This is a genomic window from Microterricola pindariensis, assembly GCF_002936985.1.
GTDB classification, from domain to species: Bacteria; Actinomycetota; Actinomycetes; order Actinomycetales; family Microbacteriaceae; genus Microterricola; species Microterricola pindariensis.
The window spans coordinates 96,528-123,418 of the sequence record NZ_MPZN01000004.1; the positions used below are offsets into that span (position 1 = coordinate 96,528).

Below are 26,891 nucleotides of genomic sequence, written 5' to 3' on the forward strand. Positions count from 1 at the left end.
CGCCCGGGCCGGCTACGGCCGGCGCTGCGCGCGCAGCCCGTGCCGGATGGCGAGCAGGTGCCAGATGATGCCGACGATCGGGCCGAGCGAGAGCGCGAGCGGCGCGCGGAACTCGATCGGGATCGGCACGAACAGCACGGCGAGCGCGACGGCGGATGCCGCGACCCAGCCGGCCGCGTACGCGCGGTGCCGGCCGAGCGCCAGCAGCGCGGGGCCCGTCACGCAGAGGATGCCGATGAAGCCGGAGGAGACCACGAGCGGCACCAGCGCCGCGGTCGGCAGCGTGAACGACTCGTTGATGAAGGTCTGGAACGCCCAGAGCCCCCACAGCCAGGTCGCGGCGCCGAGCAGCGCCATCACCGCGGCCACCGCGCCCATGGCCTTGAGCAGGAACGCCCAGAGCGCCGCCCTGTCGTTGGTGAAGCGGGTCACCAGGTAGCTCTGCAGCGCCATCAACGGAACCAGGATCGGCGCCCGGGTGAGCATGATGGCGAACATGAGGTCCGCCAGGACGTCCTTGTCGCTGCCCTGTCCGTAGAAGGCGAGCACGAGCGGGAAGCCGTTGATGAGGATCGCCGTCGCCGACGCGGCGATGACGGTGTGCACCGAGTTGACGGCCAGGGTGCGGTAGCGCAGCGGCGAGTGGCCGAGCCGGCGCAGCACGCCGGGCGCGAAGCAGAACACGGTGCCGATGGCCAGCGGGAACGGCAGCACGACGGCCCACGCCAGCAGGTTGAGGTCGTCGCTCACACTGAGCACGAGGGAGACGGCGGCCAGGCGCAGGATGCCATCGAGGAAGATCACGGCGGCCAGCAGCCGCCAGCGCTGCGACCCGGCGAGGGCCCCACTCATGGTGGCGACGACGGCGTTCGCGGCCGAGCCGAGCGCCACCTGCAGGGCGAGCCCGGTGTTCTCCTGGCCGAGCGAGTCCGGCGCCCAGAGCACGCTGGAGACGAGCACGATCGCGCCGACGATCAGGCCGGCCCCCGCACCGAAGATCCAGAGCGAGCTCTGTCGGCGGCTCGGCCTGTCCGCGTCGCGCAGCGCCTCCGCCGTCGCCCGCGTCGACTCCTGTTGCAGCCCGAACAGCACGCCGACCACCAGGAACAGTGCCGACCAGAAGGCCGCGAAGACCACGTAGCCGGCGCCCGCGAGCGCCTGATAGGCGAAGAAGGTCACCAGGTATCCGGCCACCCCACTGACCAGGGTCGCAGCCAGCATCCACTTCACGCCGGAGGGCGCGGGAGCGCGCACGGCCTCCCTCTCGGTCACCAAGATCAGCGTGTCCCTTCGATTGCTAGGCTGGAGGCAATTATGTCATCACCCGCATCGGCCCCCCTGCCAGTCCCGAGCATCGACATCATGATGCCGTTCTACGGCAGCTTCGAGCTGCTCCGCGCCGCCGTCTTGAGCGTGCAGGCGCAGACCGACCCCGCGTGGCGCCTCGTGATCATCGACGATCGCTACCCCGACCCGGAGCCGATGCGGTGGGCGCGCGCCCTGGACGACCCGCGCATCACCGTGCTGGAGAACCCGGTGAACCTGGGCGTGAGCGGCAACTTCGCGCGCAGCGTCGAGCTGGCGACGGCCGACTTCACCGCCATCATGGGGTGCGACGATGTGCTGCTGCCCGGCTACGTCGCCCGCATGCGGGAGCTCGCGCAGCGTTTCCCGGATGCCGCCTACGTGCAGCCGGGGGTGGAGGTGATCGACGCCGACGGCACCGTCTGCCTGCCGCTCGCCGACCGGGTGAAGGGCTATTACCGACCGAGCAGCCCCGGGCCGCTCGCCCTCCGCGGCGAGACGCTGGCCACCAGCCTGCTGCGCGGGAACTGGACCTACTTCCCCTCGATCCTCTGGCGCACCTCCGTGCTGAAGAGCCACGGATTCCGGGCAGACCTCGACGTCGTGCTGGACCTGGCGCTGCAGATGGAGATCGTGGCGGAGGGCGGGACCCTCATCCTGGACACGGTGCCGAGCTTCCGCTACCGCAGGCACCAGGCCAGCGTCTCCTCGTGGAAGGCGAGCGACGGCAGTCGCTTCCTCGAGGAGCAGTCCTACTTCCTCGAGACGGCCGCCGCCATGCGCGCGCTGGGTTGGCGCCGGGCTGCCGGTGCCGCCACCCGGCACGTGTCCAGCCGCCTGAACGCCATCACCCGGCTGCCCTCCGCCCTCGCGGCACGCGATGGCCGCGGCATCCGCAGCCTGCTCGGCCATGCGTTCAGCCTCCGCGGCAGTGCGGCCTGAGCGCTCGCCCAGTTGCCGATTGCTAGGATCGAAGCCATGTCTGAACGCCTGAAACGCACGCTCATCGTCATGCCGGCGTTCAACGAGGAAGAGGTCGTCGGAGACGTCGTCCGGGAGGTCCTGCGGACTCTCCCCGGCGTGCACTGCCTCGTCGTCAACGATGGGTCCAGTGACTCGACGACCGCCGTCGCCCGTGCGGCCGGCGCCACCGTCGCCGAGCTCCCCTACAATCTGGGCGTTGGCGGCGCGATGCGGCTCGGATTCCGCTACGCCATCGAGCAGGGCTTCGACAATGTGGTGCAGCTCGACTCCGACGGCCAGCACGACCCGCGCAGCGTTCCCGCGCTGCTGGACGCCCTCGACCGCGCCGACCTCGTGATCGGGGCCCGGTTCGCCGGCGAGGGCGACTACGAGGTCCGCGGCCCGCGCAAGTGGGCGATGCGCTTCCTCGCCGCCACGCTCAGCCGCACCGCGGGCACCACGCTCACCGACACCACGTCCGGCTTCAAGGCGATGGGGCCGCGCACCGTCAGCCTGTTCGCCCAGCACTACCCCGCCGAATACCTCGGCGACACGATCGAAGCCCTGGTCATCGCGGCGAGGGCGGGCTGCACCGTCACGCAGATCCCCGTCTCCATGCGCCCCCGGGCGGGCGGCAAGCCGTCCCACAATCCGTTCAAGGCGGCCGCCTACCTCGGCCGCGCCTTCCTGGCCCTCGGCTTCGCCCTGATCCGTCCACCCGCTAGTTTGCGACAAGAGGCTGCATCCGTATGAGCGTCACCAGCTATGTCTTCGGCGTTGCAGCCGCACTGCTCACCCTGTTCGTCGTGATCGAGATGCTTCGGCGTCGGCAGCTGCGCGAGCGGCACGCCATCTGGTGGCTGATCGCCGGGTTCCTCGCGCTCCTGATCGGCTTGTTCCCGGTGATCCTCGAGTGGGCGGCGTCGGTCGTCGGCATCGACACACCGACGAACCTCGTCTTCTTCATCAGCATCGCGATCCTGGTGCTGGTGTGCATCCAGCACAGCGCGGAACTGACCACCCTGGAGTCCAAGACCCGGGCGCTGGCCGAGGACGCCGCGTTGCACGACCTGCGGCTGCGCAAGCTCGAGGCCCTCGCCGGTGTCGGCACGGAGCGCGGCGACTCCTAGCCGATGGCGGATGCCGCGTCGCCGAGTCGAACGCTGATGTCGGCCGCGGGGCAGGCCAGCGCGAGCTCGATGTCCAGGCCGGCGTCTGCCGACTCGATCGTGACGGGTCCAGACCACGCCTCCGCCGCCTCGCACAGCATCCCCACATCGCTCGGGTCGAGCGAATAGGAGAACGCGCGGATCGGGTCCTGGCTGGCGTCGGCCTGGAGCTGGAGCAGCCAGGCATTCACGAAGGCGTCGTCGCCGGGGGTCCCGAGCCGGGACACCATCGTCTTGGTGCCGTCGTCCGCGATGCGGAAGAGCCGGTCTGCGCGCGCGGTGTCGCCCCCTCTGGCCTCTGCCGCGGCCACCTTGACGAGCGGCAGCGCGCTGCCGAGCCCGGCAGGAATCGGCACCGCACGCAGGCCGAGCCCCACAACCACCAGGGCGGCGAGGACGATGACGAGTCCGAGCGGGCCTCTGGCCTCTGCATGGCCGAGCCAGCCCAGAATGCTGGCAGCCAGCAGGACGGTGAGGAGGATGCAGAGCAGCCAGGACAGCTTGACCGGGTAGTAGCCCCAGGGCGCGACGATGCCGAATCGTTGGGCCATCAGGTAGCCGACCCCGATGGCGCCCATCATCAGGACGACGACGACACCGGCCAGCTCGTGGCGTCGGCCGAGGCCGACGGCCGCCAGCGCCGACAGGGTGAGGAGCAGGGCGGCCGCCGTGAGCACCGACGTCGCGGTGATGCCGGGAACGGCGCCGTCGGCCGCGAGCGCCCCGCCGTCGCGGGCGAGGTCGGGCAGGGTGACGACGAGCAGGTAGGCGGGGAGCTGGAGGGCTCCCGCCCACCAGGCGACCGCCACCCGGCCGCGCAGCGCGAGGAAGAAGCGCCAACGCGGCAACACGGCTGCCGCCGCGAGCCCGAGCGGCAGTACCGCCAGCGGCGCCCACGCCGCCAGCAGGAGGATGGTGGTGATGAGCAGCAGTGCGCTCGCGAGCACGGGCTGGGACGGCACCTCCTGCCAGAGCAACCACACGACGAGCAGCAGCGTGACGGCAAGCATCGCGTTCAGGAAGCCGAACTCCAGCATCGCACCGGTGGCATACCAGCTGAGCGGGATCGCCGAGCCGAGCAGCCCCGCCCCGAAGCGCAGCGCCGGCCGCGACGGCGGGACGGCCCGGGCAACGACGAGTCCGGCGAGCGCGGCGGCGAGCAGCGTCAACAGCATCCACAGCTCCGTCTGCCGGGCGACGTCATGGCGCAGCAGCTCTGCGGCCGTGTCCCGGCCCGGTGCGAGCCAGCTGGCCACCAGCGCATTCATCAGCGGGGACGGGTTCGGGTGGCCGGACGTCGAGAGGCCCCCGTCGGCGAGCACGAATCGTGCGGCAACCGTATTCCAGATCATGTCGTTGCGCATCGCCCAGGCATACCCTGGCTGGCCGAACAGCTGGGCGCCGAAGAGCAGCAGGCCGCTGAGCGCTGGAAGCGTCAGTGCCGCCGCCGCCGTCAGCCAGTGCGCGCGGGTGGCTCGGGCGAGCAGCGTCGTGGGGGTCCGTGCGAGCACGATGAGCAGAGCCGTGCCGACAAGCGCCAGCGAGACCACGCCCGCTGCGCCGTAGTCCCAGCCGACGAGGGGCAGCGAGCGGCTGAGCACGGTGTGGCCCGCGAGAAGCAGCACGATCGTCGCCGCTGCGCTCAGCGTCCAGGAGTGGCGGCGGGCCAGCACGCAGGTGCCGAGCACCATGACGGCGACGACGAGCGGCGCCGGGCTGCCACCGAAGACGCACAGCAGGAGGCCGAGCACGATCGACAGCGTCGCCGCTGCGAACGCCGCGCGTCGAACGCGCGTCCCCGGGATCGGCGCAGCGGTTACCGGGTCAGTCGTGGTTGTCACCGCCCGATCCTATCTGGCGGCGTCCGAGGGAACGCTGCATTGCTCTGTACAGTGGTGGCAGGGCGGTTGCCGCCACCACTTCCGACGACCATGTTGAGGCTCCGCCATGTCCTTCCCCCGCGCACGCACCCTCTTCTGGGTGAGCTGGCTGCTGGCCAGCCTCCTCGGCATCGCCTGGGCGATCGCCACCCCTGTCGCCGCATCGCCGGACGAGCCGGCACACATGGTGAAGGCGGCGTCCGTGGTGCGCGGCCAGTTCGTTGGCGAGCCGTCCTCGCTCGGCCACATCGTGCAGGTGCCCAACTATGTGGCCGTGACGCACGCCGAGACCTGCTTCGCGTTCAAGCCGGGGGTGACGGCCGACTGCGTCGATGCGCTGGCCGGAGACGGTGGCGCGATCGTGGACTCGACGACGACGGCCGGGCTCTACAACCCGGTGTACTACCTCCTGGTCGGCTGGCCGTCGCTGATCTTCGGCACCGAGTTCGGCCTGTACGCGATGCGGGCGATGAGCGCCGTGCTGTTCTCGCTCTTCATCGCCCTGACCGTGGTCACGGTCTCCGGGTGGCGCCGGCCGGCGCTGCCCCTGGCCGCCCTCGCCGTCGCCACAGCGCCGATGCTGCTGTTCCTCGGCGGGTCGGTGAACCCGAATGCCGTCGAGACCAGCGCGACGCTGGCCGCCTTCGCCGCCATGCTCGGCGTCGTGCTGCACCCGTCCCGGTCGCTCCTCGCGCAACGCAGCATGATCGTGCTGGCCGGCAGCGTGGTCGCGGCCAACACCCGGGGGCTCTCCATGCTCTGGGTCTTCCTCGCCATCGCGCTGCCGCTCGTCCTGGCCTCGTGGGCTGAGATCCGCGAGCTGCTCCGCCAGCGCCCAGTGCAGTGGGCCATCGGCGGCACCGCCGTCGGGGTTGCCTTCGCCCTGGTCTGGCTGCTGGGCAGCAACTCTCTGACGGCCGCCGTCGAGCTGGAGGACAACTTCCAGACGTTCCCCGGGGTCGGCACGCACCCGATCGCGGGGTTCCTGATGACCCTGCGCGACACCTTCGGCTACGCCCAGGGCATGATCGGCAACTTCGGCTGGCTGGACACCCCCGCCCCGCTCGGCGTCTACTTCATCTGGTCCGTGCTCTGCGGCGCCATCCTGCTGGCCGGCTTCGCCATGCTCCGCGGCCGCCGCGCCGTTTTCGCCGCCGCACTGGCCGCCTGCTTCTTCCTGCTGCCGCCGGTCATCCAGGGTGCGTACATCACCGGTGGCGGCATCATCTGGCAGGGCCGCTACAACCTGCCGCTCTTCGCGATGGCGGTGCTGGGCATCGTCGCGGTGATCGGCGCGGGCATCCGGGCGGAGGGCGCCGCCGCGCGCAGCGTGCTGCTCCGGCTCGGCCTCATCGTCTGGCTGCTCTGGGCGGTCGCCCAGTTCGCCAGCTTCGCGGATGCCATGCGCCGCTACGCGGTGGGTGCGGGCGGCGCCTGGAAGCAGCTGCTCACCGCCCCGGACTGGGCCCCGCCCGGCGGCACGCTGCCCTGGCTCGCGGTCTTCGCCGTCCTGGTCTGCGCGACGGCGTGGCTCGGCTGGAGCGCGGGGCGCCGCCTGGATGCCGCCGCCCTGCCTGCCGCGCCGGGCACGCCGAAGGACGCGCAGAGCGCCGCACCGCACATCACGAGGCCGCCGAGCGACCCGGACGCCGCCGCCGAGCTCACGCCGGCTGGAACAGGTCTCTGAGCACGTCGGTCATGCCCTGGCTGGCGTAGCGCCGGTAGTCGCCGGTGCGCAGCAGCCCGAGCACGCCGGGGAGCCGGCGCCAGCGGGCGGGCGGCAGCTCGGCCCGCGCGCGCTCGAAGGCCGCCTTCTGAGCGGCCGCCTGTTGCACGGCGGCCTGCCGGGGCGCGTCCAAGCCGGCATCCGCCAGCCTGTCGGCGAGGATCGCCGCCCGCTCCGCCAGCTGCCTGTTGCGCTCGCCCCGCGGCTGCAGCACCCGCCGCACCTTGTTTGCGAGCGTCGGCGGCTTGACCCCGATCTGATTGTTGCCGTGCTGGCGGTAGTCGACGACCGGCTGTTCGAGCAGGGCGATCTGCCCGCGCACGGCGGCCATCATCGCGAGCCATTCATCGTGCACCCATTCGCGCGGGAACGGCAGCGCCAGCGGCAGCAGATCCCGGCGGAACACCACCGTGGCGCCGGTGACGAGGTTGCGCCGCAGCAGCGTCCCGAACGGGTCATCGGCCAGAGCGCTGCGCGTGTCGGCCGTCACCTCGAGGGTCTGCAGCAGCGTCGCGCCGAGCGGGCGCCCGGTGGCGTCGACGAGGCGGGCGTCGGCCGAGAGCAGCAGCAGCTCCGGGCGGGCGTCGAACTCCTGCACCTGCAGCGCCAGCCGGCCGGGCAGCCAGCGGTCGTCCTGGTCGCTCAGCGCGATCAGCTCGTGTCGGCAGGCCGACACGGCGCGCTCGAAGTTCTTGGTGACACCGTGGCCACCCGGCCCGTCCAGCAGGCGCAGCTCGATCGGCGAGCCGCCCTCCAACAGCGCCTGCCCGAAGGCACGCACCCGCGTCAGCGTGTCGTCGCTGGAGCCGTCATCCGCCACGACGATCTCGGCGACGAGATCGCCCTGCGCGGCGATGCTCGCCAGCTGCTCATCGATGAAGGCCGCCCCGTTGTACGTGCACAGGGCGACGGAGACGCGAGCGGCCTGCATCACTTGAAGCGTCGACCGAGGCGGCTCTTGACCTTCTTCACCACGACCTGCGGCCCGCCGGTGCGCATGTAGTGCACGAACAGGCTGACATCGTGCCGGAGGCCATGCTTGCGCGTGCGCGGCGCGATGCGGCGCTCCGAGGCGCCGGATGACGCGCGCACGGCACCGCTGGCAACGAGGTCGGCAGCATGGCTCGGTGCGGCCACGAAGTCGACCAGCGGCGCGAGCACGCTCTGCCATTCGTACTGCTTGCGCACGCTGCTGATGTTGCGGCGCGTGCTGGCGGCGAACTCGTCGTCGAAGAGCACCTTCTCCAGCGCGTCGGCCAGGGCGACCTCGTCGGTCGGCGGCACGACGACTCCGAGCTTCTCCGCAGCGATCAGCTCGGCGAAGTGGTCGCCCTCCGTCACCACCATCGGCAGCGAAGCCCAGAGGTAGTCGAGGATGCGGGTGCGGAACGAGAACGTCGTCTCGACGTGGTCGTAGTGCGTGCTGACGCCGGCATCCGCCTCGCCCAGGTAGTTGTGCCGCTCGGCGTAGTCCACCCAGGAGTCGTTGAAGAACACGGCAGAGTCCAGCACGCCGAGCTCCTTGGCCAGCGCGCGCGACTCCGCGACGATGCCCATCTCTGGCACGCCGGGGTGCGGGTGCTTGGTGCCCTGGAAGAAGAGGCGCACATTGTCGTGCGTCTCGCTCAGGCGGGCGACGGCGCGGATCAGCGTCTTTGGGTCGAACCAGTTGTACAGACCGCCGCTCCAGAGCAGCAACTTGTCGTCGGCGCCGATGCCGGGCAGCACGCCCTTCAGCACGGGCTTGGTCTGCGCAGGGAACTCGGGGTTCAGGCCGAACGGCACGACGCTGATCAGCTTGGTCAGGTCGGGGTCGTCGGCGTAGTTGGCCGGGTTGATCCGGCCGAGGGCCGCCAGCTGGCCGAGGTAGAAGTGGCGCTGACGCTCGGAGGCGCAGAGGAAGAAGTCACCGCGGAGCAGCTGCTCGTTGAGCACCTCCGTGGCGTCGCCGACCTGCTTCTCCCACTGCACGGCACCCTGCTCGCGACCCTGCTCGAGCTGCTCGAGGTGCATCGGGTCGTAGATATCGGCGACGATGATCTTGTCGCTCTTGCGGAGCGACTCGAACAGCGCCATGGCCAGTCCCTGGAAGACGATGACGTCGGACTCGCGCTCGAGCTTCTTCATCGCCCGGTCGTCGCCGGGCCGCACGTGTGCAATTGCGAACGGTGCGGACAGGTCTTCGGCCCCGGCGAGCGTGACGAGGGTGACCAGGTTGTCCTTGGAGAGCGCCTCGGCCATGTTCCAGGCGCGGATCGCCGGTCCGGCCATCTTGGCGCCGAGCGGGTCGCCGGTGATGATGAGTACCCGGTTGACCTGGGGCGGCTGGGTCACGGCGAAGGCGTTGACCAGGTTGTCGTAGCCCTCGAGGTAGTGGTCGTTCTGGAAGGAGGGCGCGTCGGTGTCGCCGAACAGCGTCCACAGCCGGTTGTCGCTGACGACACGGGACGCCTGGATCTCGGCCCGCGAGCGCTGCAGCGACGGCAGCTGCTCGACGAACTGGTCGATGGCGAACACCCCGGCGATGGTCTGCTTGGAGACCTCCATGGTGGGGCCGTCGTCGGCGCCCTTGCGCAGGTCGAAGGCGGTGGAGTCCAGCTCGCCGCGGGCGACGGCCCGGCGGATGACGAGCGCCAGCGTGGCGGGCAGGGCCTCGGCCAGCGCCTCGTCGCCGAGGTTCTTGTACTGCGTGAACAGCGCGTTTCTCTCGAGCAAGTAGCTCTCCTTGAAGGAGCCGAATGCCGACATCGAGGCGTGGTGCTTGTGGTAGGCCAGCGAGGCGGGCTCGTAGACGAAGCGGTAGCCGGCGAGGTTCAGTCGCCAGCCGAGGTCGACGTCCTCGAAGAACATGAAGTAGCGCTCGTCGAATCCGCCGAGCGCGTCGTAGACGTCGCGGCGCACGAACATGGCGGAGCCGGTGCCGAAGAGCACGTCATGCACACGGTCGGGCTGGTTCGGCACGGGCTGGGCCGTGAGGGGCTTGTAGCCCTGGCCGAACCACGTCATCGCCGACCCGATGTAGTCGACAAGCTTGCCGTCCCAGTCGAGCACGCGGCTGGCGACGGCCCCGACCGACGGGCTCTCGGCGAAGCGGTCGACCGCGGCGCGCACCCAGCCGGCGTCCGGCTTGGCATCGTTGTTCAGGAGGGCGATGTACTCGCCGGTCGACGCCTTCACGCCGAGGTTGCAGCCACCAGCGAATCCGAGGTTGGACTTGGACTCGACGAGCTTCACATGCGGGGCCCCGGCGCGGATCCGGGCGGCACTGTCGTCGCCGGAGGCGTTTTCGACGACGACGATCTCGAGGCGATCGGCTGGCCAATCCAGCAACCCGAGGTGTTTGATGGCTTCGAGTGTGTCGTCGGTGCCACGGAAATTGACGAGAACGACGGACACGAGTCCCGGTTGACGCGGAGGCATGCAGGCCTTTCGATAGGAAACGGCAAGCTCGATACTAACAAGCGCGCGCTGCGAGAGCGCTCAACAGCCTCCCCGAAGGCTCACATGGTACTGTCCCATCTTGCGTCAACGACCGACCATCAGCCGGTCCGGTCACGTGACGCGGCCGCCCCACCGGAGGATTTCCCATGCCGCTCGAGACCGACACGCCCCAGAAGACGGCGGCACTGAACAAGGTGCTGGTGATCACGCCCGACTCCCTCGGCGTCCAGATGGCGGGGCCCGCGATCCGAGCGTTCGAGATGGCCAAGGCACTCTCGACCGTCGCCGATGTGCGCCTCGTCTCGACGCTGCAGTCCGAGCTCCAGCACCCAGACTTTCCGGTCTTCTTCGCGTCGTCCGACGAGCTCCGCGCGCACGCGGACTGGAGCGACGTCATCGTGTTCCAGGGCCATGTCCTGGCCAGCTTCCCGTGGCTCAGCGATGAGCGGTACATCCTCGTCGCGGACATCTACGACCCCATGCACCTGGAGGTCTTGGAGCAGGTCAAAGCACTTCCGGAGGCCGACAGGCTGCACGTCTCGCTGCAGACCGCCGAGGTTCTCAACGCGCAGATCGAGCGCTCGGACTACATGCTCTGCGCCTCGGAGAAGCAGCGCGACTTCTGGCTCGGCCAGCTGGCGGCCCTCTGCCGCATCAACCCGTACACCTACGATCAGGATGCCAGCCTGCGCTCGCTCCTCGGGGTCGCGCCGTTCGGCATTGAGGACACCGCCCCGGTCCAGGTGCGGCACGGCATCAAGGGCACTGTCCCCGGCATCTCCGAGAGCGACACCGTCATCATCTGGGGCGGCGGGATCTACAACTGGTTTGACCCGATCACCCTGATCCACGCGGTGCACGCGCTCTCCAAGACGCACCCAGACCTGCGCCTGTTCTTCCTCGGTGTGAAGCACCCGAACCCCAACGTGCCGGAGATGGAGGTCTCGCTGCGGACCAGGGAGCTGGCCGAGTCGCTCGGGCTTCTCGACCGGGTCGTCTTCTTCAACGATGGCTGGGTGCCCTACGACGAGCGCGCGAACTACCTGCTCGATGCGGACCTCGGCGTCAGCACCCACTTCGACCACCTGGAGACGGCTTTCAGCTTCCGTACCAGGATCCTCGACTACCTCTGGGCCTCACTGCCGATCGTCAGCACCGACGGCGACACCTTCGCCAGCATCATCCGCGACAACGACCTCGGCCGCGTCGTGCCGCCCGAGGACATCGAGGCGCTGCGGGGCGCGCTGGAGGAACTGCTCTACGACGACGAGCGCAGGGCCGTCGTGCGCGAGAACGTGCAGCGCTACGCGCAGCGCCTGCGCTGGTCGACGGTTCTCGAACCGCTGATCGCCTTCTGCCTGAACCCGCGACGCGCCCCGGACATCGTCGCCGGCGTGGTTTCCCCGCGGCAGCGGGAGCGGAAGGATCTCGCCACACGAATCGCCGGTCTCGAGGCGAGCTCGTCGTGGCGGGTCACCCGGCCGATCCGTTGGGCATCCAACCGCCTCAGCCGCCTCAGCCGCGGCTGACCCGAGCGGCTAGCTCGGAACGGTGAGCATCGCCGCGTAGCTCACGACGCCGAGCGCCCCGAGCACGGCGACCGGAGCGCGCCGCCCGGTCTGCTGCACGAACACCGCCGCGGCGATCAGGAACAGCGGGAACAGCGAGAGCCCGTAGCGCTCGGGCAGCGAGAAGTAGTACCCGGTGGAGATGCGCACGGCGGTCGCGAGCAGCGGGCCGATCAGAAGTGCCATGAGCAGGGTTCCGTAGGCGAATGACGCCTTCAGGGTGCCGGGCTTGGCCGTCACCACGAGGCCGAGCACACCCGCCACGGCGATCCACACGGCCAGGTTGGTGACGATCATCGCCCCGGTCGAGGTGGCGTCGACACCTGCCCCGGAGCCCGGCAGGTACTTGAACATGAGGTTGAGCAGCGCGTGCAGGCTGTAGTCGTTCGCCGTGCCCTGGTCGGGCGATGGGCCGAGCGAGATCAGCGCGCGCACCACGGTCCAGGCGCCCTGGGCGAGCACGGCGGCCACCACCGCGAGCGCCGCGAAGCGGGTGTGCTTGTGCAGGATGGTGCCGCGCAGACGCGTCCAGAACGGGCCGGCGGATGCCGCGAAGGCCGCGAACACGAGCGTGAGAGCGACCGCGCCGATCACGGCCACGTTTTGGAATTTGAGCAGCGTGATGAGCGGTGCTGCCAGCACCAGCCACCAGCCCGATCCGGCACCCTGCAGATATCGGACAGTCAGCAACGCCAGGAGCGCCCCGGCGAACATGGTGGGCGCGTCGGTGCTGATGTAGGTGTTGAACCAGTAGGCCGGCATCGAGCCGACCAGGAGCAGGGTGATCCCGGTGCCGGCCCAGGGGCCGATCTTGAGCCGGCGCAATGCGTAGAAGAGGCAGAGCCCGGCTGCGGCCAGCCAGAAGACGCCCGCGAAGCGGCCGGCCTGGGTCAGCGAGTCGGTGATGCCCAACCAGAGCAGCGGCTGGGCCACGACCCGGGTGACGCCGAAGTAGAGCGGCGTGTAGATGTCGGCGGAGGTGATGCCGCCCATCGGGAACCGCGCGTCGTCGTCGGCGATCGCGGGCGAGCAGCGGTCGTCCGGGGCCGGCGCGAGGATCCGCAGGCCGCGGCATCCGAGCTCCTGCCTGGCATAGTGGCCGACCTCTTCGCCCTGCCGCACGACGCCCTGGTCGAGCACCTTGGCGTAGTAGTCGATGTAGACGTACTCGTCGATCGGCGAGATCGCGTTGTGCTGAGGAACGTGCACGATGCCGACGAGGAGACTGGCCAGGATGATCAACACCGGCGGCAGCCAGCGGGTGAAACGGGCGGCGGCGCCAGACCGGAGCGGGGGTGTCGGTGGGCTCTGGTGCGAGGCGGTGTCGATATCCATGTCCGTGCCAGTGTCTCACGGGCACGATCACCCCCAGAAGTGCCACACCCGAACAAGGCACAGCGGATGGCGCGCCTTTGCGCCTCGCAGCAAGGTACCGTACGGTCGTGTGGACATGTCCAGGAGAGGAGCCTCAATGGGGAGACTGCTTCGCGCCGCAAAGCGGCGTGTTCGAAGCGCACTCGGCGGCGTTACTTCGCTGGAGCCGAGAATGACCCGTTGGGATCACCGCGAGCGGACTGCGGCGCTCGCCCGCTCTCCCCTGTTCGACATGGAGTATTACGAGGCGCAGTCCAACGAGTCGTTCCACACGAAGAAGGATGCCGCCGAGCACTTCCTCCGGCACGGTGCGGCCGCCGGTTTCTCCCCCACTCCGCTCTACAACGAGGAATGGTACGGATTCCACACCGGCCTCCTGCACGAAGCCCCGCGCTTCTGCCACATGTTCTTCCACAACGAGCCGCTCAACACCACCTCGCCCCTCTTCGATGCCAGGGTCTACGTGCAGAAGCCGCTTCGGCGCGGTGGGGCGCGGCTGATCACGCTGCGCGATGCCCTGGAGCAGTTCGCCGCGCATGCGACCCCTGACACACTGCTGCCCGTGCACGAGTTCTGCGCCGGCGCGCCGACGTGGGGCGAGGCCAGGGCGGAGGCGCTGAAGACGAGCGCCCGCTATTGGCGTCGCGCCGAGCTCAACCGCGAGCGGTTCAGCACCGAATGGCACAGTGGGCCACTCCCGGAGTTGCCGCCCCGCGCGGCCGGCTCTGCGCTGGTCTCCGTCGTCATGCCCGTGCGCGACCGCGCCACCGTCATCTCGGCGGCGATCGAGTCCGTGCTCGCCCAGAGCTACCCCGATTGGGAGCTCATCGTCGTCGACGACGGGTCCCGTGACAACACACCGGACATCGTGCAGCGATACTCCGAGCGCGATCCGCGGGTACACCTCGTGCGCGGGCCGGCGGCCGGGGTCTGCGCGGCCCGCAACAGCGGGATCGCTGCAGCCGAAGGGCGCTACATCGCCTTCCTCGACTCCGACAACGTCTGGGTCCCCGAGCTCCTCGAGCACAGCGTCGCCGCCCTGGAGACGGGCAACGCCGTGGCGGTCTATGCCGCCGTCGAGATGAAGAAGGAGTCCGGCGAGAACCGCTTTCTCGCGATTCACGGTTCCCGCGACGACCTCCTCTACGGCGGCAATTTCGTGGACCTGAACACCCTGGTCGTGCGCAGCGAGGCGATCGCCGAGATCGGCGGGTTCGACGAGTCCCTGCGCCGCTGGGTCGACTACGACCTCGCAATCCGCTTGTTCGCGCTGGGACCCGTCGAACTGCTTCCATTCGTCGGCGTGATCTACAGCGAGAGCACCGGGACCGGTCGCATCAGCACCGTGGAGGCGCCCGGCTGGGAGCAGGTCGTGCTGAGCAAGTATCTGCTGGACTGGGACAAGATCGAGGCCGCAGTTCCGGCACGGGTGCCCGGCCGCGTCTCGATCGTCATCCCGAGCTATGCGGACTGGCGCCACACCTTGCCCGCGGTGCGCAGCGTTCTCGCGAACTCGGGAGACGTCGACATCGAGATCGTCGTCGTCGACAACGGATCCCCGCGTTCACCGTCCGAGATCTTGGCGGCCGGACTGCTCGGAGCCAATCAGGTGCGTTTGCTGCCGCTGGAGCGCAACACCAACTTTGCGCTGGGGTCCAACCTTGGCTTCGCCCTGGGAACCGGCGAGTACACGCTCTTCCTCAACTGCGATACAGAGGTCGGCGAGAATTGGCTCGCCCCGCTGCTCAGCGCGCTGAACGAGGCGGGGGCTGAAGGACGACCCGTCACCGCGGTGCAGCCGCTGGTGCTGAACGACGACGGCTCGGTGCAGAGCGCCGGGCTCCGTTTCGAACGGGGCGAACCGATCCCCCACGATCTCCTGACGGTCCCGAGCGAGGTCACCGAGATCGATGGCGTCTCCGGCGTTGCGATGCTGCTGCGCTCCGTCGATTTCGCCGCCGTGCACGGCTTCGACCCGATCTTCAGCAATGGGTACGACGACGCCGACTTCTCGCTTCGCCTCGCTGCTGCCGGCCACGCCGACTTCCGCGTGGTGCCGAACGCCCGAGTGCGCCATTTCCAGCTCTTCAGCCCCGGCCGCTTCGCCGCGGACGCGAACAACAGGCGCCTGCTCGCCGCTCGCTGGCCGGAACTGTTCCAGCCGAGCGGGCACGCGGCATCCCGCGCACGGTAACGCATCTGGCTGGGCAGGGCTCGCAATTTGGCTCACTATAATTGCGGGAGCTTTCCCCGAATGGATCGAGAACACACCAGATGAGCGCGCAAGACCGCTTCGACAGCCTCGCACAGCAGAAGCTGGTGACGGTTGGATCAGCGCAGAGCCGCAGTGCCCTGCACTCGATTCGCGAGATTTTCCAGCAACGAGAGATGCTCTCGCTGCTTGTACGGCGCGACCTCAAGTCGCGGTACAAGGACAGCGCCCTCGGCTTCGTCTGGACCTTGGTCCGGCCGCTGACCCAGCTGCTGATCTACTACGTGGTCATCGGCCAGTTCCTGTCCGCGGCGCGCGCAGGCGGCATCCCCGATTTCGCGATCTATGTCTTCACCGGGTTGACCGCTTACGGCCTGCTCAGCGAGACCATCGGCGGCGGAACGTCGTCCATCGTCGGCAATGCCGGTCTGATCAAGAAGATCTACCTGCCGCGCGAGGTCTTCCCGCTGGCCAGCGTGGGCTCTGCGCTGTTCAACTTCTTCATTCAGCTCGGCATCCTCCTGGTCGCGACGCTGATCGCGGGCGCGTTCCCCATCCACGCCGATGTCTTCTACGCCATCCCCGCCCTGATGGTCCTTCTGGTTTTCGGCATGGCACTCGGGCTGTTCTTCGCGGCCGTCAACGTCTACCTGCGCGACATCCAGTACCTCGTCGAGGTCATGCTGCTGCTTCTGTTGTGGGCATCCCCGATCGTGTACTCCTGGTCCATGGTGAAGAACGCCGTCGGTGATGGCCTGCTCCTCGACATCTACACCAACAACCCGATCACCCTGGCTGTGCTCGGATTCCAGAAGGCCTTCTGGACGGCCGGCAGCGGCGTGGCCGAGTACCCCGTCGACCTGCTGCCCCGCCTCGGCATCGCGTTCGTCGTCGGCCTGGTTCTCCTGGCCATCGCGCAGCGCGTTTTCAGCAAGCTGCAGGGCAACTTCGCCCAGGCACTCTAAGGATCGAAGAGAGAATGACGCAGCTCCAAGACACCGCTCGCCCCGAATCCGGCAGAGCCCCCGACGTTGTGCGCATCAACGACGTCTCGAAGCGTTTCGTGCTGCGCAAGGACAACTCCCTCAAGGAACGCCTCGTCACGCTCGGCCGCAACGGCCGTCGCCACCGCGAGGACTTCTGGGCGCTCCGCGGGGTGACCACCTCCATCCAAGCCGGCCACACCGTCGCCCTGATCGGGCACAACGGTTCGGGCAAGTCCACCCTGCTCAAGGTCATCGGCGGAATCATCGACCCCTCCGGCGGAAGCGTGGAGCGGCGCGGGCGCATCGCCGCACTGCTCGAGCTCGGTGCCGGATTCCACCCCGACCTGACCGGGCGCGAGAACGTGTACCTGAACGCCTCCATCATGGGGCTCAGCCGTGCGGTGACCGAGGAGCGTTTCGACAGCATCCTCGATTTCTCCGGCATCGGCGACTTCATCGACACCCAGGTCAAGTTCTACTCCTCCGGAATGTACGTGCGTCTCGCCTTCGCTGTCGCCGTGCACACCGACCCCGACCTGCTCCTCGTCGACGAGGTGCTCGCCGTCGGCGATGAGGCCTTCCAGCGCAAGTGCCTCGACAAGATCCGCTCCTTCCAGGAGGAGGGGCGCACGATCGTGCTCGTCACGCACTCGCTGAGCCAGGTGGAAGAGCTCTGCGACCGTGCCATCCTCCTGAACGCTGGCGAGATCGCCTATGACGGTGACCCGCGCGAGGCCGTCGCCAAGTTCCGCGACATCCTCGAGGACCGTCGTGTGTCTCAGATCGCGCCGGGCTCCAGCGAGAAGGCGCGCGAGGCAATCGTGCACGGCGCTACTGCCGTCGCCGCGGGCCGCGACGCCGAGGCTCCCCTCGAGCTGGGCGACGACCTCGAGATCACCATGGACGTCGAGCACTTCGGGTCGACGGACGACTGGATGGTCGCTATACAGATCGACAACACCCTCGGCCAGGTCGTGTACGGCACCACGACGAAGCGGCTGGGACTGGAGCTCGGCACCCTCAGCGGTCGTCGCCAGGTGCGTTTCGTGTTGAAGGACAACCGCTTCGGCACCGGCAAGTACTTCGTCAACGTCTCGTTGATGGAGCGCTCCGGACGCCATTTCGCCGACCTGCCCCAGGCCTGTGACTTCGACGCCGCCGGCAACATCCTCGCCGTCGGATCCACCTATGCGGAGCCCGTCTTCACCGATCTCAGCCAGGAGCGATGATCGTTCGTGGGCGCTAACACACCGTCAGCACGGGTGCTGGTCGTCACGGTGACCTACAACACCGGTGAGACGCTGCGACCGTTCCTGGCCACGCTGGCGACGGCCAGCGCTCAGCCGCTCGACGTGATCGTCGTCGACAATGCGTCGGCCGATCTCAGCGTTGAGCGGGCGCTTGCCGCAGAATTCGGGGCCACCCTGCTGGAGCTGGAGCGCAATCTGGGTTACGGCGGCGGCGTCACCGCCGGCGTCCAGCAGAGCGGATCCACTGCGGACTATGTGCTCATCGTCAACCCCGACGTCTCATTCACCCCCGGCGCCATCGATGCGCTCGTGGCCGCCGCCGACGCCGACCCGCGCATCGGGTCAGTCGGGCCCCGCATCCTGGATGCCGACGGGAGCGTGTACCCGTCTGCTCGCAACCTGCCGTCGCTGCGCACCGGAATCGGCCATGCCCTTCTCGGACGTCTCTGGCGCTCCAACCCGTGGTCAACGCGGTACCGCGCCGAGTACGCCTACGGCGTCGAGCAGCGCGACGCCGGCTGGCTCTCCGGCGCCTGCGTCCTCACCCGGCGCACGGCCTATGACGCCATCGGCGGTTTCGACGAGCGCTTCTTCATGTACTTCGAGGATGTGGACCTCGGTGCCCGGCTCGGCAAGAACGGCTGGCGCAACGTCTACGTCCCCACCGCGACGGTCACCCACACCGGCGCGCACTCCACCGCGCAGTCGGCCAAGCGCATGGAGGCCGCGCACCACGAGAGCGCCTACGTCTACCTCGCCGACAAGTATTCGGCGTGGTACCTCGCGCCTGTCCGCCTCGTGCTGCGGATCGGACTCTCCGCTCGCAAATGGTGGGTCACTCGGTGACCAGGCCGCTCCGCGATATTCCCGCGGGTGTTGTGCGGCGATCGCGGCGGTACGCCGGCGCGGCCAAACGACGGGCGGGCAGGGCGGTTCGGGCCGCCTCCGGCCGCATCGGTGTTGCGCGCGAGACCGTCCGCTGGAACTCGGCCATGCGCCGCGGCCGAGCCGGGTGGTTCCGCGTCGAGCCGCTGCTCTCCCGCCCCCTCGACACGGCCCTGCCGGTCATCGTGTGCATGTGGAAGCGCCCACAGCGCATCGACGACATCCTCCGTCAGCTCGATGCGCAGAGCCTGGAACGCGGCATCCGCCTGCTCATCTGGAACAACCTTCCCGACAACGACGACTTCTACCGTTCGCGCATCGCCGCGTTCACCCCGCAGGGCGCTCTGCGCAGCGTCGAGTATCACTCCAGCGCGATGAACGTCGGCGGCATCGGCCGGTTCTTCCTCGCCCGCAAGCTCCGCGCAGCCGGCTACCGCGGGCACTTCGCGATGCTCGACGACGACCAGGACATCACGCCGAGCTTCGCGGACGACCTCCTCGACGCGGCCGCACCCCGTGAGTTTGGTGGCGTTTGGGCCTGGAATTACGTCGACTCCCACTGGAATCGCACGGAGACCCCTCCCGGGGCCACGGCAGACTACGTCGGAACGGGCGGCTCCGTGTGCGACATCGAGATCGTGCGCGAGGACAGCTTCTTCACTGGGCTCCCGCGCCGGTTCGCGTTCTTGGAGGACCAGTGGCTCTGCGGCTACGCCCGGGCCCAAGGCTGGACGCTGCGCAAGATCGACACGCCCTACGAGTTCGTGCTCGACGAGACGAACCAGTTCCACACCATGGCTGATCTCAAGAACGAGTTCCGCGACTACCTCACTGAGATGATCGCACGCGCCTCCCGCTAGAGTAACGGGCTACTCGCGGTTAGCACCCCGCAGCATGTACAAACAGTGGAGTGTCCAAGCAATTGCTCGGACACTCCATAGTTCTACCGATACCTGCTCAGCAGCCGCCGAGGCGTGCGATGTTCTCGTTGAGCGCGGCCGGGCCGCCCAGAAGCCGCAGCGAGCTGACGTTCAGACGTTGCTTGAGCTCAGAGCGCAGCTCACCGCTGACACAACCGGGGAACGTCACGTAAAGCGGGCTGCCGGCACGTGCAGCAGCGGCCGAACCAGCAAGCGCATCGGGAAAGCTTATGCTGGTCGCAAGGTAGGCGGTCGTGGCGTTCGGAAATGCGTCCCGATTTATGATCACGCTGGTGAGCTCGCGAGTCTCGCCGGCCAAGCGACTCACCTTCGTTATGCGCGCCTTCAGACCGGACTCGACGCCAGGCGCCACCGCGGCTGGCCCGCCGACTATCTTGACGGTAGTCACGTTGCGCGACGTCAGGTAGTTGACTGTGTCGGAGTCAGCGCCGTTGTTCGCCCCGTTAACCAGCAACACTGGAATCTTGGACTTGCCGGCTGCGGCGCTGGCCGAAAGCGCATCGGGGTAGTTTAGACCCGTGGCAATATAGACGCTTGTAGCGGCGCCAAAGGCGTGTTGGGCTACCATCCGCGACGTGTCGTAACGGTCGCTGCCCGCGATGCGGGTCACGGGCGCGATCGTCTTGAGAGCGGCGACGACGGCGTCACTCACTGCTGCCGGGCCGCCTACGACAACGATCGCCTGAGGATTGACGCGCTTCAGCTCTGCCGTAGTGGGGTCCGGCACATAGCCCGGGTTGGTAAGGAGCAGTGGCCCTCCTTGGGCTGCTGCCGCGGGTCCAGCCGCGAGGGCATCGGGGAAGTCCTCGCCTGTGACGACATAGGCGACCGGAACCCGGCGCTCGCCATCGAAACTGGAGCGAGAAATAGCCGCGGCAGTGTCATAGCGGTCACTTCCCGCAATACGTTGAGGGTTCGGAATCGGAGTTCCTGTCGGGTTCCCGAACCAATCTGAGTACAACCGCCAGAAGTTCCTATTGCCATACGATGAGCATGAATCGCCAGTACCGTACATGTTTGCGAGCGCCGCAGCATTCGGCTGCACCGGCGTGTAGTTGTATAGGGCGTGCGTTGCGACGTTCTCGATGAATACTCCACTACCACCGCAGTTCGTCAAGGGCTTGTACTGAATGACGGTCGTCTCGCCAAGAGGATATTTTTTGTAGTGCGATGAGCCCGGGTTCGTGTACCACACAAGCTGTCTAGCTGCCGAAAACATCTGGTTGAAGAACCCGTATGAACTCTTATCGCAGTCGCTTGTATCCGGGCACGCGTAGCCCATCGCCTTTCGAAGGTGGCCTTCCCAACGCGGGTCTGACCTAGGCATGGAAACGAGCGACGTCTCCTTCTCGAGGGTCACTAGAAGCACCTTCGCGCTAATGCCACATGCTCGCTGAACTTTGTAGATGATGCTTGAAACCAGCTCGTTGCGTGAGCCTGGGTAGGTTGCACAGGTTCCGTAGCTCAAGGTAGTCGTGGACGTGTCCATCCGATACGAATTAATACAGTTCGTGCCGGAGCAATTGCTATCGAGAAAAGCTTGAATCTCGTTCTCCGTCATCGCCCATGAATCGAAGAAATTGTAGTCGCTAACAAGATTGCCTGCACGGAATCCTGATGCTGTTGCAACCCTGAGCTGAGGCACCGTCTCAGCTGCCATGGTCGGCAGCACCTCCGCGGGCGCCTCGCTCTCGGCATCATCGTTGAGTTCGGGAGCCTTCGGCTCGGGTTCGACCACAGCCGGGAGCTCTGTTGAGGGCTCTGTTGAGGGCTCTGTCGAGGGCTCTGTCGAGGGCTCTGTCGAGGGCTCTGTTGAGGGCTCCGTCGTCGGATCCGACGTTGGGCCCGATCCTGGCTCAGTCGATGGCGCCGGAGATGAGCCGAGAGTCGGGGCGGGCGTGGAAACACCTCCGGTTTCGGCGAAGGCAACCCCCGTCGGGGCAAAGCTCAGCCCCGTAGCAAGGACGAGGCTGCTGAGGCCGAGGGCGACCGATTGTCGGAAGAGTTTCGCGCGCATGACCCCCATGCTAGGGCGAGAATTCCAAATGTCCGGGGCGACAGGCGCCAATATAGAAAGCCTGTGGCGGGAATCTCGGTGACAGTCCCGTCATGCCGTACTCCGGGCGATTCTAGGCCACTTTTACGCCCCGTGCCCGTCTGTTGATGGCAGCAACGGGTTATTGCGAGTTCAGGTCGTTTCAGGCACCGTCGAAGGAACCATCGCGCAACGCCACTGCTTCGACTGCTGACGCGAGTCGGGCCATCGCACTCTTGCTTGGGGCCGTGTTGTTACTGGGGCGGGCCTCGGCCCAACCGCCGTGGCGCAGCAGGCTGAGACAACAGAGCTGATTGACTCATCGGGCGACGCTCTCGCCGAACGGAAGGACGCCGGCACGGTCGCAGCGTACTCCGGGCAGGAATCTCACCTCTCGTAGAGATGTCGCCTCCGAGCACCTGCCCGACGAGGTGCGGCACGTCACCGAGAGCATGGAGTTGATCGCAATCGCCGGCACGGCCACCGACGGCTCACCACCGACACGCCTGGCATCGTTGCGCCCGAGTTCCCCGCCGGGTTGACGGCGGGAGCCTTCGACACTGTCGTCAGCGGCGCTTACCTGGTCACTGCGCGCAGGCGGCATCGTCAACGACTATTCGCCGCCCCGCAAGTGCAGAACTGCCCCGTCGATTCGACGGGGCAGTTCTGCCCGCAGGTGCGAAGCTACGTGGCGTGGCGCTTCCTCGGCGCCTAGCCGGCTTCTACGAGCCGCTTCAGGTACCGTCCGTATCCGCTCTTCACGAGCGGGGCAGCGAGTCCCTGCAGCTGGGCGTCGTCGATCCAGCCGGCACGCCAGGCGATCTCCTCGATGCATCCGACCTTGAACCCCTGACGGTCTTCGATCACCCGCACGTACTCGGAGGCCTGCATCATCGACTCGAATGTGCCGGTGTCCAACCACGCGGTGCCGCGATCGAGAACCTGCACCTGCAGCTTGCCCGCCTGCAGGTAGCGCTCGTTGACGGTGGAGATCTCCAGCTCGCCGCGGGCGCTCGGCTCGATCGTCTTGGCGATCTCGACGACCGAGTTGTCGTAGAAGTACAGGCCGGGCACGGCGTAGTTGCTCTTCGGTTTGACCGGCTTCTCCTCGATCGAGACGGCGGTGAAGTCCTCGTCGAACTCAACGACGCCGTAGGAGGTCGGGTCGCTGACCTGGTACGCGAAGATCAGCGCGCCGTCGACCTCGTTGTGCTTGCGCAGCGCCGAGCCAAGGCCGGTGCCGTGGAAGATGTTGTCGCCGAGCACGAGGGCAACGCTCTCGTCGCCGATGAACTCCTCGCCGATGATGAAGGCCTGGGCGAGGCCGTCCGGGGACGGCTGCTCGGCGTACTGGATCGAGATGCCGAGGTCGGAGCCGTCGCCGAAGAGGGCGCGGAACTGGCTGTTGTACTCCGGGGTGGTGATGATCAGGATCTCGTTGATCCCGGCCATCATCAGTGTCGACAGGGGGTAGTAGATCATCGGCTTGTCGTAGATCGGCATCAGCTGCTTGGAGATGCCCTTGGTGATCGGCCAGAGCCGGGTGCCGGAGCCGCCGGCCAGAATAATTCCGCGCATGTTTATGCCTTTGTGTTCAATGTCTCGTAGTACGCCCGTGCAGCTTCCCAGCTGGGCAGAATTCCGGATGCCGCGGCCTCGGCGAGGCTCGGGGCGTCGGTGTCCTTCGGCGAGAGCAGTGCCTCGCTGAGGTCGATGCCGAACTCGAGCCCGATCTCGGGGTCGAGCGGGTTGATGCCGTGCTCACGCCCCGGGTTGAAGGTGTCGGTGACCAGGTAGCTCACGGTCGCGTTCTCGGTCAGCGCCACGAAGCAGTGGCCGAGGCCCTCGGCGATGTAGATCGCGCGGCGGTCCTTGTCGTCCAGGAGCACGGAATCCCACTGGCCGAATGTCGGCGAACCGACGCGGATGTCGATGACGAAGTCGAGCACGGCGCCGTGCGGAGCCGTCACGTACTTGGCCTGGCTCGGCGGGATGTCAGCGAAGTGGATGCCGCGCACGGAGCCGCGCTTGGACACCGAGGTGTTGGCCTGCTTCAGATCGATCGAGTGACCGACGACCTCTTCGAGCTTGTCGAAGCGGTACCACTCGAGGAAGACCCCACGGTCATCACCGAATTGCTTCGGGGTGATCTCGTAGCTGTCTGGAATGCTCAGTTCACGGATTTGCACGCCTGAGAGTCTATCAATCAGCGGCTGGGAGAGCTGTGGGGACGCTCTCGGCATGCCCCGCATAACATGGACGCATGCGATACCTGATTACCGGCGCGTCCGGCATGCTCGGAACCGACCTCCAGAATGCCCTCACCGGCCGCGATGTCACGGCCCTCGGCCGCACCGACCTCGACGTGACCGACCTCGACGCCGTGCGCGCGGCCGTCGCCGGCCACGACGTCGTGATCAATGCCGCCGCGTACACGAAGGTCGACGACGCGGAGAGCAACGAGGACGCAGCGTACGCCGTCAACGCGACGGGCGCGAAGAATCTCGCCCGTGTGGCCCGGGAGGCCGGCGCAAAGCTGATCCAGGTATCCACCGACTACGTCTTCGACGGTGTCGCCACCTCGCCGTACCCGGAGACTGCGCCCCGCGCCCCGATCTCGGCGTATGGCCGCACCAAGGCCGCCGGCGAGGAGCTGGCCACCGCCGAGCATCCAGCGGGCACCTACATCGTGCGCACCGCCTGGCTCTACGGCCAGCACGGCCCGAACTTCGCGGCGACCATGCTGCGCCTGGCCGGCAGCCACCAGACGGTCAGCGTCGTCGTCGACCAGCTCGGCCAGCCCACCTGGACGGCGGACCTGGCCCGCCAGATCGTGCTGCTCGCCGACTCGGATGCCCCGGCCGGTGCCTACCACGGCACCAATGCGGGCCAGGCGTCCTGGTTCGACTTCACCCAGGCGATCTTCTCCGAGGTCGGCCTCGACCCCGAGCGGGTGCAGCCGACCGACAGCACCGCTTTCGTGCGTCCTGCTCCTCGCCCGTCGTACTCCGTGCTCGGCCATGATGCCTGGGCTGCCGCCGGACTGCCGGAGATGCGGGACTGGCGCGAGGCTCTGGCCGAGGCCGTTGCAACGGGTGCCGTCGCGAAGCCTGCCGCTTAGCCCGCACCGCCGCTGACGTTCAGAACGGCGCGGCGTCGTCAGCGTTGTGTGGCGGCCCCGGTAGCGCTCCCCCACTGGTTGAGTCTGTCGAAACCCTCGGGGATTGCGGCGGGGCGTGTTGCATCCGGGACGGTGTCGTCGTGTACTCCCGGCCGCCCGGCGACCTCCAGTTCAGCGTCCCGTTGCCGGTCTGCTCGACCCGCCAGCGGGAGTTGTGCTTGAGCCGGTGGTGCTTCTTGCACAACACCGCCAGATTGGCCTCGACGGTCAGCCCGCCGTTCTCCCAGGCCCGGGTGTGGTCGGTCTCGGAGCGCTCCGCCTTCCGCGTGCAGCCGGGGAACCTGCAGGTCTCGTCCCGGTACAGGATCCAGCGCCGCATCGAGGCGCTCAGCCGGTACTGGGTGGGGTCCAGCTGCAGCGGGGTGCCGTCGAGGGGGTCGGTGAGGATGCGGTGCAGGGTCGGGGCCTCGGCGACGAGTCGCCGGGCGGTGTCGGCGTCGATCGGCCCGTAGCCGTGGAGCTCGGCCGGCTCCTCGGAGGTGCCGATCAGGGTGTCGATGCCGATGGTGAGTTTGGGGACGGCGACGAAGACCTCGGGGCGGGCGAACGCGAGCGTCGGGATGTGGGTCTGGCCGTCGTCGGTGCTCTGCGCCGGGAGGCCGAGGAGGAGCTCGGCGGCGATGTCGGCCTCGAGCTGGGCGTGCGTGCCCGCGCTCAGGATGCCGTCCGCCGCCTCGCCCGTCACCTCTCCCGTCGCCTCGGCCGCCTCCTTCTGCGCCTCCGTGGCAAGATCGCCCACCCGGGTGCTGATGGCCAGGGCCTTCTCCGCCTCGAGGTAGAGGTGCAGCCAGGCCATCCCATCGGCGTCCGGCTCGAACACCAGGCGGCGGTCGGCCCGGGAGGTGGCGGCCCGCTCGGCCAGGGCGTCCGGGTGCAGCCGGTCGCGGAGCCGGGCAACCGCCCGGTGGAACGCGGACACGTTCATGGTGCGGGCCTTGACCAGCGCCTCCCGCTCCAAGCGGGCGTGTAGGGCAGGGGGAAGGAAGACGGCGGCGGCGAGGATCTCGCGGGCGTGCCGGAGTGTGATGGTCCCGGCGGAGAGTTCGGCCAGCGTGTTGGTGAAGGTGCCGCAGAGCTGGCCGGCCTCGTAGATCAGTCCGACCATGGTGCGCTCTTGCACCCGGAGGATCAGGGCGAGCTCGGCGGTGATGCTGCGCCTCGCGAACTGCTCGTCCAGGGAGGGTCGGCCGCCGAGCGGGTCGGCTATTGCCACCGCCCGGCGCATGGCGGAATCGATGCGCCGGTAGCGCTCGGCCTGCAGAGCGCACTCCGCGGAAGCCCCCAGGGACAGCTCGGCCAGGTCCGCGTCCAGCACCGGGTCGGACCCGGTTCCGAGGGCCTGCGCTGGCTGCGTTTCCATGACTAAAGCGTCTCACCGACCTCTGACACTGAGTGGCGAAAACAGGCCCAAAACAGGCCGTTTCTGAGTGATGCTCGGGTTCTGTTATCTGATCGTGACCTTCGGGGGCGAGCGTTGCGGGCTGGCTCCGGGGCTTCGCTCGTTCCTCGCTCAGCCGACGTGGGAAGAGGCGTTCAGTCGACGTGAGGGCGAGCGGGGACTCGGAGCGCGGGGGCAGGTTGGCGAGGTCGGGTCGCCGCGTCTCGATACGGCGCTGGCGCGCCTACTCGACCAACGGTGGTGGCGGCAGCTTGCCCCCGCGGCCGGCCTCCGCACGTCGGCTGGAGGGGGCCGCGCCGCGAGGAACGAGCAGCGCAGCCCCCGAAGCCCGGGAGCTAACAGGGAACATGCGCCTGCAGCATCTGGGGTGCGGCGCCCGAGCCTCGTGCGGCATTGGTGCGCACACGAGCAGCCGTGTCAGGTTGTGGCTCCGGGGCTTCGCTCGTTCCTCGCTCAGCCGACGTGGGAAGAGGCGTCCAGCCGACGTGGGAAGAGGCGTCCAGCCGAAGTGGGAAGAGGCGTCCAGCCGAAGTGGGGAGGGGCGCTCGGCCGACGTGGGGAGGGCGCTCGGCCGAG

General features: G+C 68.2%; 20 protein-coding genes. 11 read left to right on the top strand and 9 right to left on the bottom strand.

Annotated features, from left to right (window positions below; genetic code table 11):
* Nucleotides 1-12: 12 nt before the first annotated feature.
* Entirely contained in the window at nucleotides 13-1,272 is a 1,260-nt protein-coding gene (locus GY24_RS02430) for a polysaccharide biosynthesis protein (protein ID WP_233279153.1), read from the bottom strand.
* Between the two features lie 42 nt (nucleotides 1,273-1,314).
* Here GY24_RS02430 and GY24_RS02435 point away from each other — a divergent pair, with 42 nt between their 5' ends.
* Genes GY24_RS02435 through GY24_RS02445 form a run of 3 tightly spaced genes read left to right on the top strand, consistent with a single transcriptional unit; the run spans nucleotide 1,315 to nucleotide 3,398 of the window.
* Complete coding sequence (locus tag GY24_RS02435; RefSeq protein ID WP_202972900.1) at nucleotides 1,315-2,247, top strand: glycosyltransferase family 2 protein; 933 nt, start codon at nucleotides 1,315-1,317, stop codon at nucleotides 2,245-2,247.
* Nucleotides 2,248-2,283: 36 nt separating this feature from the next.
* Nucleotides 2,284-3,021 carry a glycosyltransferase family 2 protein gene (locus tag GY24_RS02440; RefSeq protein WP_104474207.1) on the top strand — a complete coding sequence of 246 codons (738 nt, stop codon included), beginning with the start codon at nucleotides 2,284-2,286 and terminating at the stop codon, nucleotides 3,019-3,021.
* Nucleotides 3,018-3,398, top strand: coding sequence for a DUF2304 domain-containing protein (locus GY24_RS02445; RefSeq protein ID WP_104474208.1), 381 nt, complete (start codon nucleotides 3,018-3,020; stop codon nucleotides 3,396-3,398). The genes GY24_RS02440 and GY24_RS02445 overlap by 4 nt, the downstream gene beginning before the upstream one ends.
* On the opposite strand, the gene GY24_RS02450 is transcribed toward GY24_RS02445, so the two are convergent.
* Nucleotides 3,395-5,278 (bottom strand): hypothetical protein, encoded by a 1,884-nt coding sequence (locus tag GY24_RS02450; RefSeq protein ID WP_133161088.1) that lies wholly within the window; start codon nucleotides 5,276-5,278, stop codon nucleotides 3,395-3,397. The two genes, GY24_RS02445 and GY24_RS02450, sit on opposite strands and share 4 nt — an antisense overlap.
* 106 nt (nucleotides 5,279-5,384) lie before the next feature.
* On the opposite strand from GY24_RS02450, the gene GY24_RS02455 reads away from it, so the two are divergent.
* The gene (locus tag GY24_RS02455) at nucleotides 5,385-7,004 is read left to right on the top strand and encodes a DUF2142 domain-containing protein (RefSeq protein ID WP_104474210.1); all 1,620 of its coding nucleotides are present in this window, start codon (nucleotides 5,385-5,387) and stop codon (nucleotides 7,002-7,004) included.
* On the opposite strand, the gene GY24_RS02460 is transcribed toward GY24_RS02455, so the two are convergent.
* Both GY24_RS02460 and GY24_RS02465 read right to left on the bottom strand, forming a co-directional pair.
* Entirely contained in the window at nucleotides 6,979-7,974 is a 996-nt protein-coding gene (locus GY24_RS02460; RefSeq protein ID WP_104474211.1) for a glycosyltransferase family 2 protein, read from the bottom strand. The genes GY24_RS02455 and GY24_RS02460 overlap by 26 nt on opposite strands.
* Entirely contained in the window at nucleotides 7,974-10,439 is a 2,466-nt protein-coding gene (locus GY24_RS02465; protein ID WP_233279154.1) for a glycosyltransferase, read from the bottom strand. The genes GY24_RS02460 and GY24_RS02465 overlap by 1 nt, the downstream gene beginning before the upstream one ends.
* A gap of 191 nt (nucleotides 10,440-10,630) precedes the next feature.
* Here GY24_RS02465 and GY24_RS02470 point away from each other — a divergent pair, with 191 nt between their 5' ends.
* Nucleotides 10,631-12,013 carry a glycosyltransferase family 4 protein gene (locus GY24_RS02470; protein ID WP_104474213.1) on the top strand — a complete coding sequence of 461 codons (1,383 nt, stop codon included), beginning with the start codon at nucleotides 10,631-10,633 and terminating at the stop codon, nucleotides 12,011-12,013.
* Between the two features lie 9 nt (nucleotides 12,014-12,022).
* On the opposite strand, the gene GY24_RS02475 is transcribed toward GY24_RS02470, so the two are convergent.
* Complete coding sequence (locus GY24_RS02475; protein WP_161498665.1) at nucleotides 12,023-13,387, bottom strand: hypothetical protein; 1,365 nt, start codon at nucleotides 13,385-13,387, stop codon at nucleotides 12,023-12,025.
* Nucleotides 13,388-13,598: 211 nt separating this feature from the next.
* Between GY24_RS02475 and GY24_RS02480 the strand changes: the two genes are divergently transcribed.
* From GY24_RS02480 to GY24_RS02500, 5 genes are all read left to right on the top strand, one after another.
* Entirely contained in the window at nucleotides 13,599-15,620 is a 2,022-nt protein-coding gene (locus GY24_RS02480) for a glycosyltransferase family 2 protein (RefSeq protein ID WP_161498666.1), read from the top strand.
* An 80-nt stretch (nucleotides 15,621-15,700) separates the two neighbouring features.
* The gene (locus tag GY24_RS02485) at nucleotides 15,701-16,603 is read left to right on the top strand and encodes an ABC transporter permease (RefSeq protein ID WP_104474216.1); all 903 of its coding nucleotides are present in this window, start codon (nucleotides 15,701-15,703) and stop codon (nucleotides 16,601-16,603) included.
* A 14-nt stretch (nucleotides 16,604-16,617) separates the two neighbouring features.
* Nucleotides 16,618-17,853 (top strand): ABC transporter ATP-binding protein, encoded by a 1,236-nt coding sequence (locus tag GY24_RS02490; protein ID WP_104474217.1) that lies wholly within the window; start codon nucleotides 16,618-16,620, stop codon nucleotides 17,851-17,853.
* A gap of 6 nt (nucleotides 17,854-17,859) precedes the next feature.
* Nucleotides 17,860-18,720 carry a glycosyltransferase family 2 protein gene (locus GY24_RS02495; protein WP_104474218.1) on the top strand — a complete coding sequence of 287 codons (861 nt, stop codon included), beginning with the start codon at nucleotides 17,860-17,862 and terminating at the stop codon, nucleotides 18,718-18,720.
* Between the two features lie 146 nt (nucleotides 18,721-18,866).
* The gene (locus GY24_RS02500) at nucleotides 18,867-19,619 is read left to right on the top strand and encodes a hypothetical protein (protein ID WP_104474219.1); all 753 of its coding nucleotides are present in this window, start codon (nucleotides 18,867-18,869) and stop codon (nucleotides 19,617-19,619) included.
* 97 nt (nucleotides 19,620-19,716) lie between these two features.
* On the opposite strand, the gene GY24_RS02505 is transcribed toward GY24_RS02500, so the two are convergent.
* The 3 genes from GY24_RS02505 to GY24_RS02515 all read right to left on the bottom strand — a co-directional run bounded on the left by GY24_RS02505 (nucleotide 19,717) and on the right by GY24_RS02515 (nucleotide 23,924).
* Nucleotides 19,717-21,717, bottom strand: coding sequence for a cell wall-binding repeat-containing protein (locus tag GY24_RS02505; protein WP_161498667.1), 2,001 nt, complete (start codon nucleotides 21,715-21,717; stop codon nucleotides 19,717-19,719).
* Between the two features lie 729 nt (nucleotides 21,718-22,446).
* The gene (gene rfbA / locus GY24_RS02510) at nucleotides 22,447-23,313 is read right to left on the bottom strand and encodes a glucose-1-phosphate thymidylyltransferase RfbA (protein ID WP_104474221.1); all 867 of its coding nucleotides are present in this window, start codon (nucleotides 23,311-23,313) and stop codon (nucleotides 22,447-22,449) included.
* 2 nt (nucleotides 23,314-23,315) lie between these two features.
* On the bottom strand, nucleotides 23,316-23,924 hold the full coding sequence (locus GY24_RS02515; protein WP_083363218.1) for a dTDP-4-dehydrorhamnose 3,5-epimerase family protein: 609 nt from the start codon (nucleotides 23,922-23,924) through the stop codon (nucleotides 23,316-23,318).
* A 74-nt stretch (nucleotides 23,925-23,998) separates the two neighbouring features.
* On the opposite strand from GY24_RS02515, the gene rfbD reads away from it, so the two are divergent.
* Nucleotides 23,999-24,856, top strand: coding sequence for a dTDP-4-dehydrorhamnose reductase (gene rfbD / locus GY24_RS02520; RefSeq protein WP_104474222.1), 858 nt, complete (start codon nucleotides 23,999-24,001; stop codon nucleotides 24,854-24,856).
* 19 nt (nucleotides 24,857-24,875) lie between these two features.
* On the opposite strand, the gene GY24_RS02525 is transcribed toward rfbD, so the two are convergent.
* A complete protein-coding gene (locus GY24_RS02525; RefSeq protein WP_104474223.1) occupies nucleotides 24,876-26,276 on the bottom strand; it encodes an HNH endonuclease signature motif containing protein in 1,401 nt (466 codons plus the stop codon).
* Nucleotides 26,277-26,891 lie beyond the last annotated feature (615 nt).

Bases quoted from the DNA above. Each gene is read 5' to 3' on its own strand.
- GY24_RS02435 (WP_202972900.1), top strand. From the start codon at position 1,315: ATGTCATCACCCGCATCGGCCCCCCTGCCAGTCCCGAGCATCGACATC.
- GY24_RS02460 (WP_104474211.1), bottom strand. From the start codon at position 7,974: ATGCAGGCCGCTCGCGTCTCCGTCGCCCTGTGCACGTACAACGGGGCG.
- GY24_RS02500 (WP_104474219.1), top strand. From the start codon at position 18,867: ATGCGCCGCGGCCGAGCCGGGTGGTTCCGCGTCGAGCCGCTGCTCTCC.
- GY24_RS02445 (WP_104474208.1), top strand. From the start codon at position 3,018: ATGAGCGTCACCAGCTATGTCTTCGGCGTTGCAGCCGCACTGCTCACC.
- GY24_RS02440 (WP_104474207.1), top strand. From the start codon at position 2,284: ATGTCTGAACGCCTGAAACGCACGCTCATCGTCATGCCGGCGTTCAAC.
- rfbD (WP_104474222.1), top strand. From the start codon at position 23,999: ATGCGATACCTGATTACCGGCGCGTCCGGCATGCTCGGAACCGACCTC.
- rfbA (WP_104474221.1), bottom strand. From the start codon at position 23,313: ATGCGCGGAATTATTCTGGCCGGCGGCTCCGGCACCCGGCTCTGGCCG.
- GY24_RS02455 (WP_104474210.1), top strand. From the start codon at position 5,385: ATGTCCTTCCCCCGCGCACGCACCCTCTTCTGGGTGAGCTGGCTGCTG.
- GY24_RS02475 (WP_161498665.1), bottom strand. From the start codon at position 13,387: ATGGATATCGACACCGCCTCGCACCAGAGCCCACCGACACCCCCGCTC.
- GY24_RS02480 (WP_161498666.1), top strand. From the start codon at position 13,599: ATGACCCGTTGGGATCACCGCGAGCGGACTGCGGCGCTCGCCCGCTCT.
- GY24_RS02485 (WP_104474216.1), top strand. From the start codon at position 15,701: ATGAGCGCGCAAGACCGCTTCGACAGCCTCGCACAGCAGAAGCTGGTG.
- GY24_RS02505 (WP_161498667.1), bottom strand. From the start codon at position 21,717: ATGCGCGCGAAACTCTTCCGACAATCGGTCGCCCTCGGCCTCAGCAGC.
- GY24_RS02470 (WP_104474213.1), top strand. From the start codon at position 10,631: ATGCCGCTCGAGACCGACACGCCCCAGAAGACGGCGGCACTGAACAAG.
- GY24_RS02525 (WP_104474223.1), bottom strand. From the start codon at position 26,276: ATGGAAACGCAGCCAGCGCAGGCCCTCGGAACCGGGTCCGACCCGGTG.
- GY24_RS02490 (WP_104474217.1), top strand. From the start codon at position 16,618: ATGACGCAGCTCCAAGACACCGCTCGCCCCGAATCCGGCAGAGCCCCC.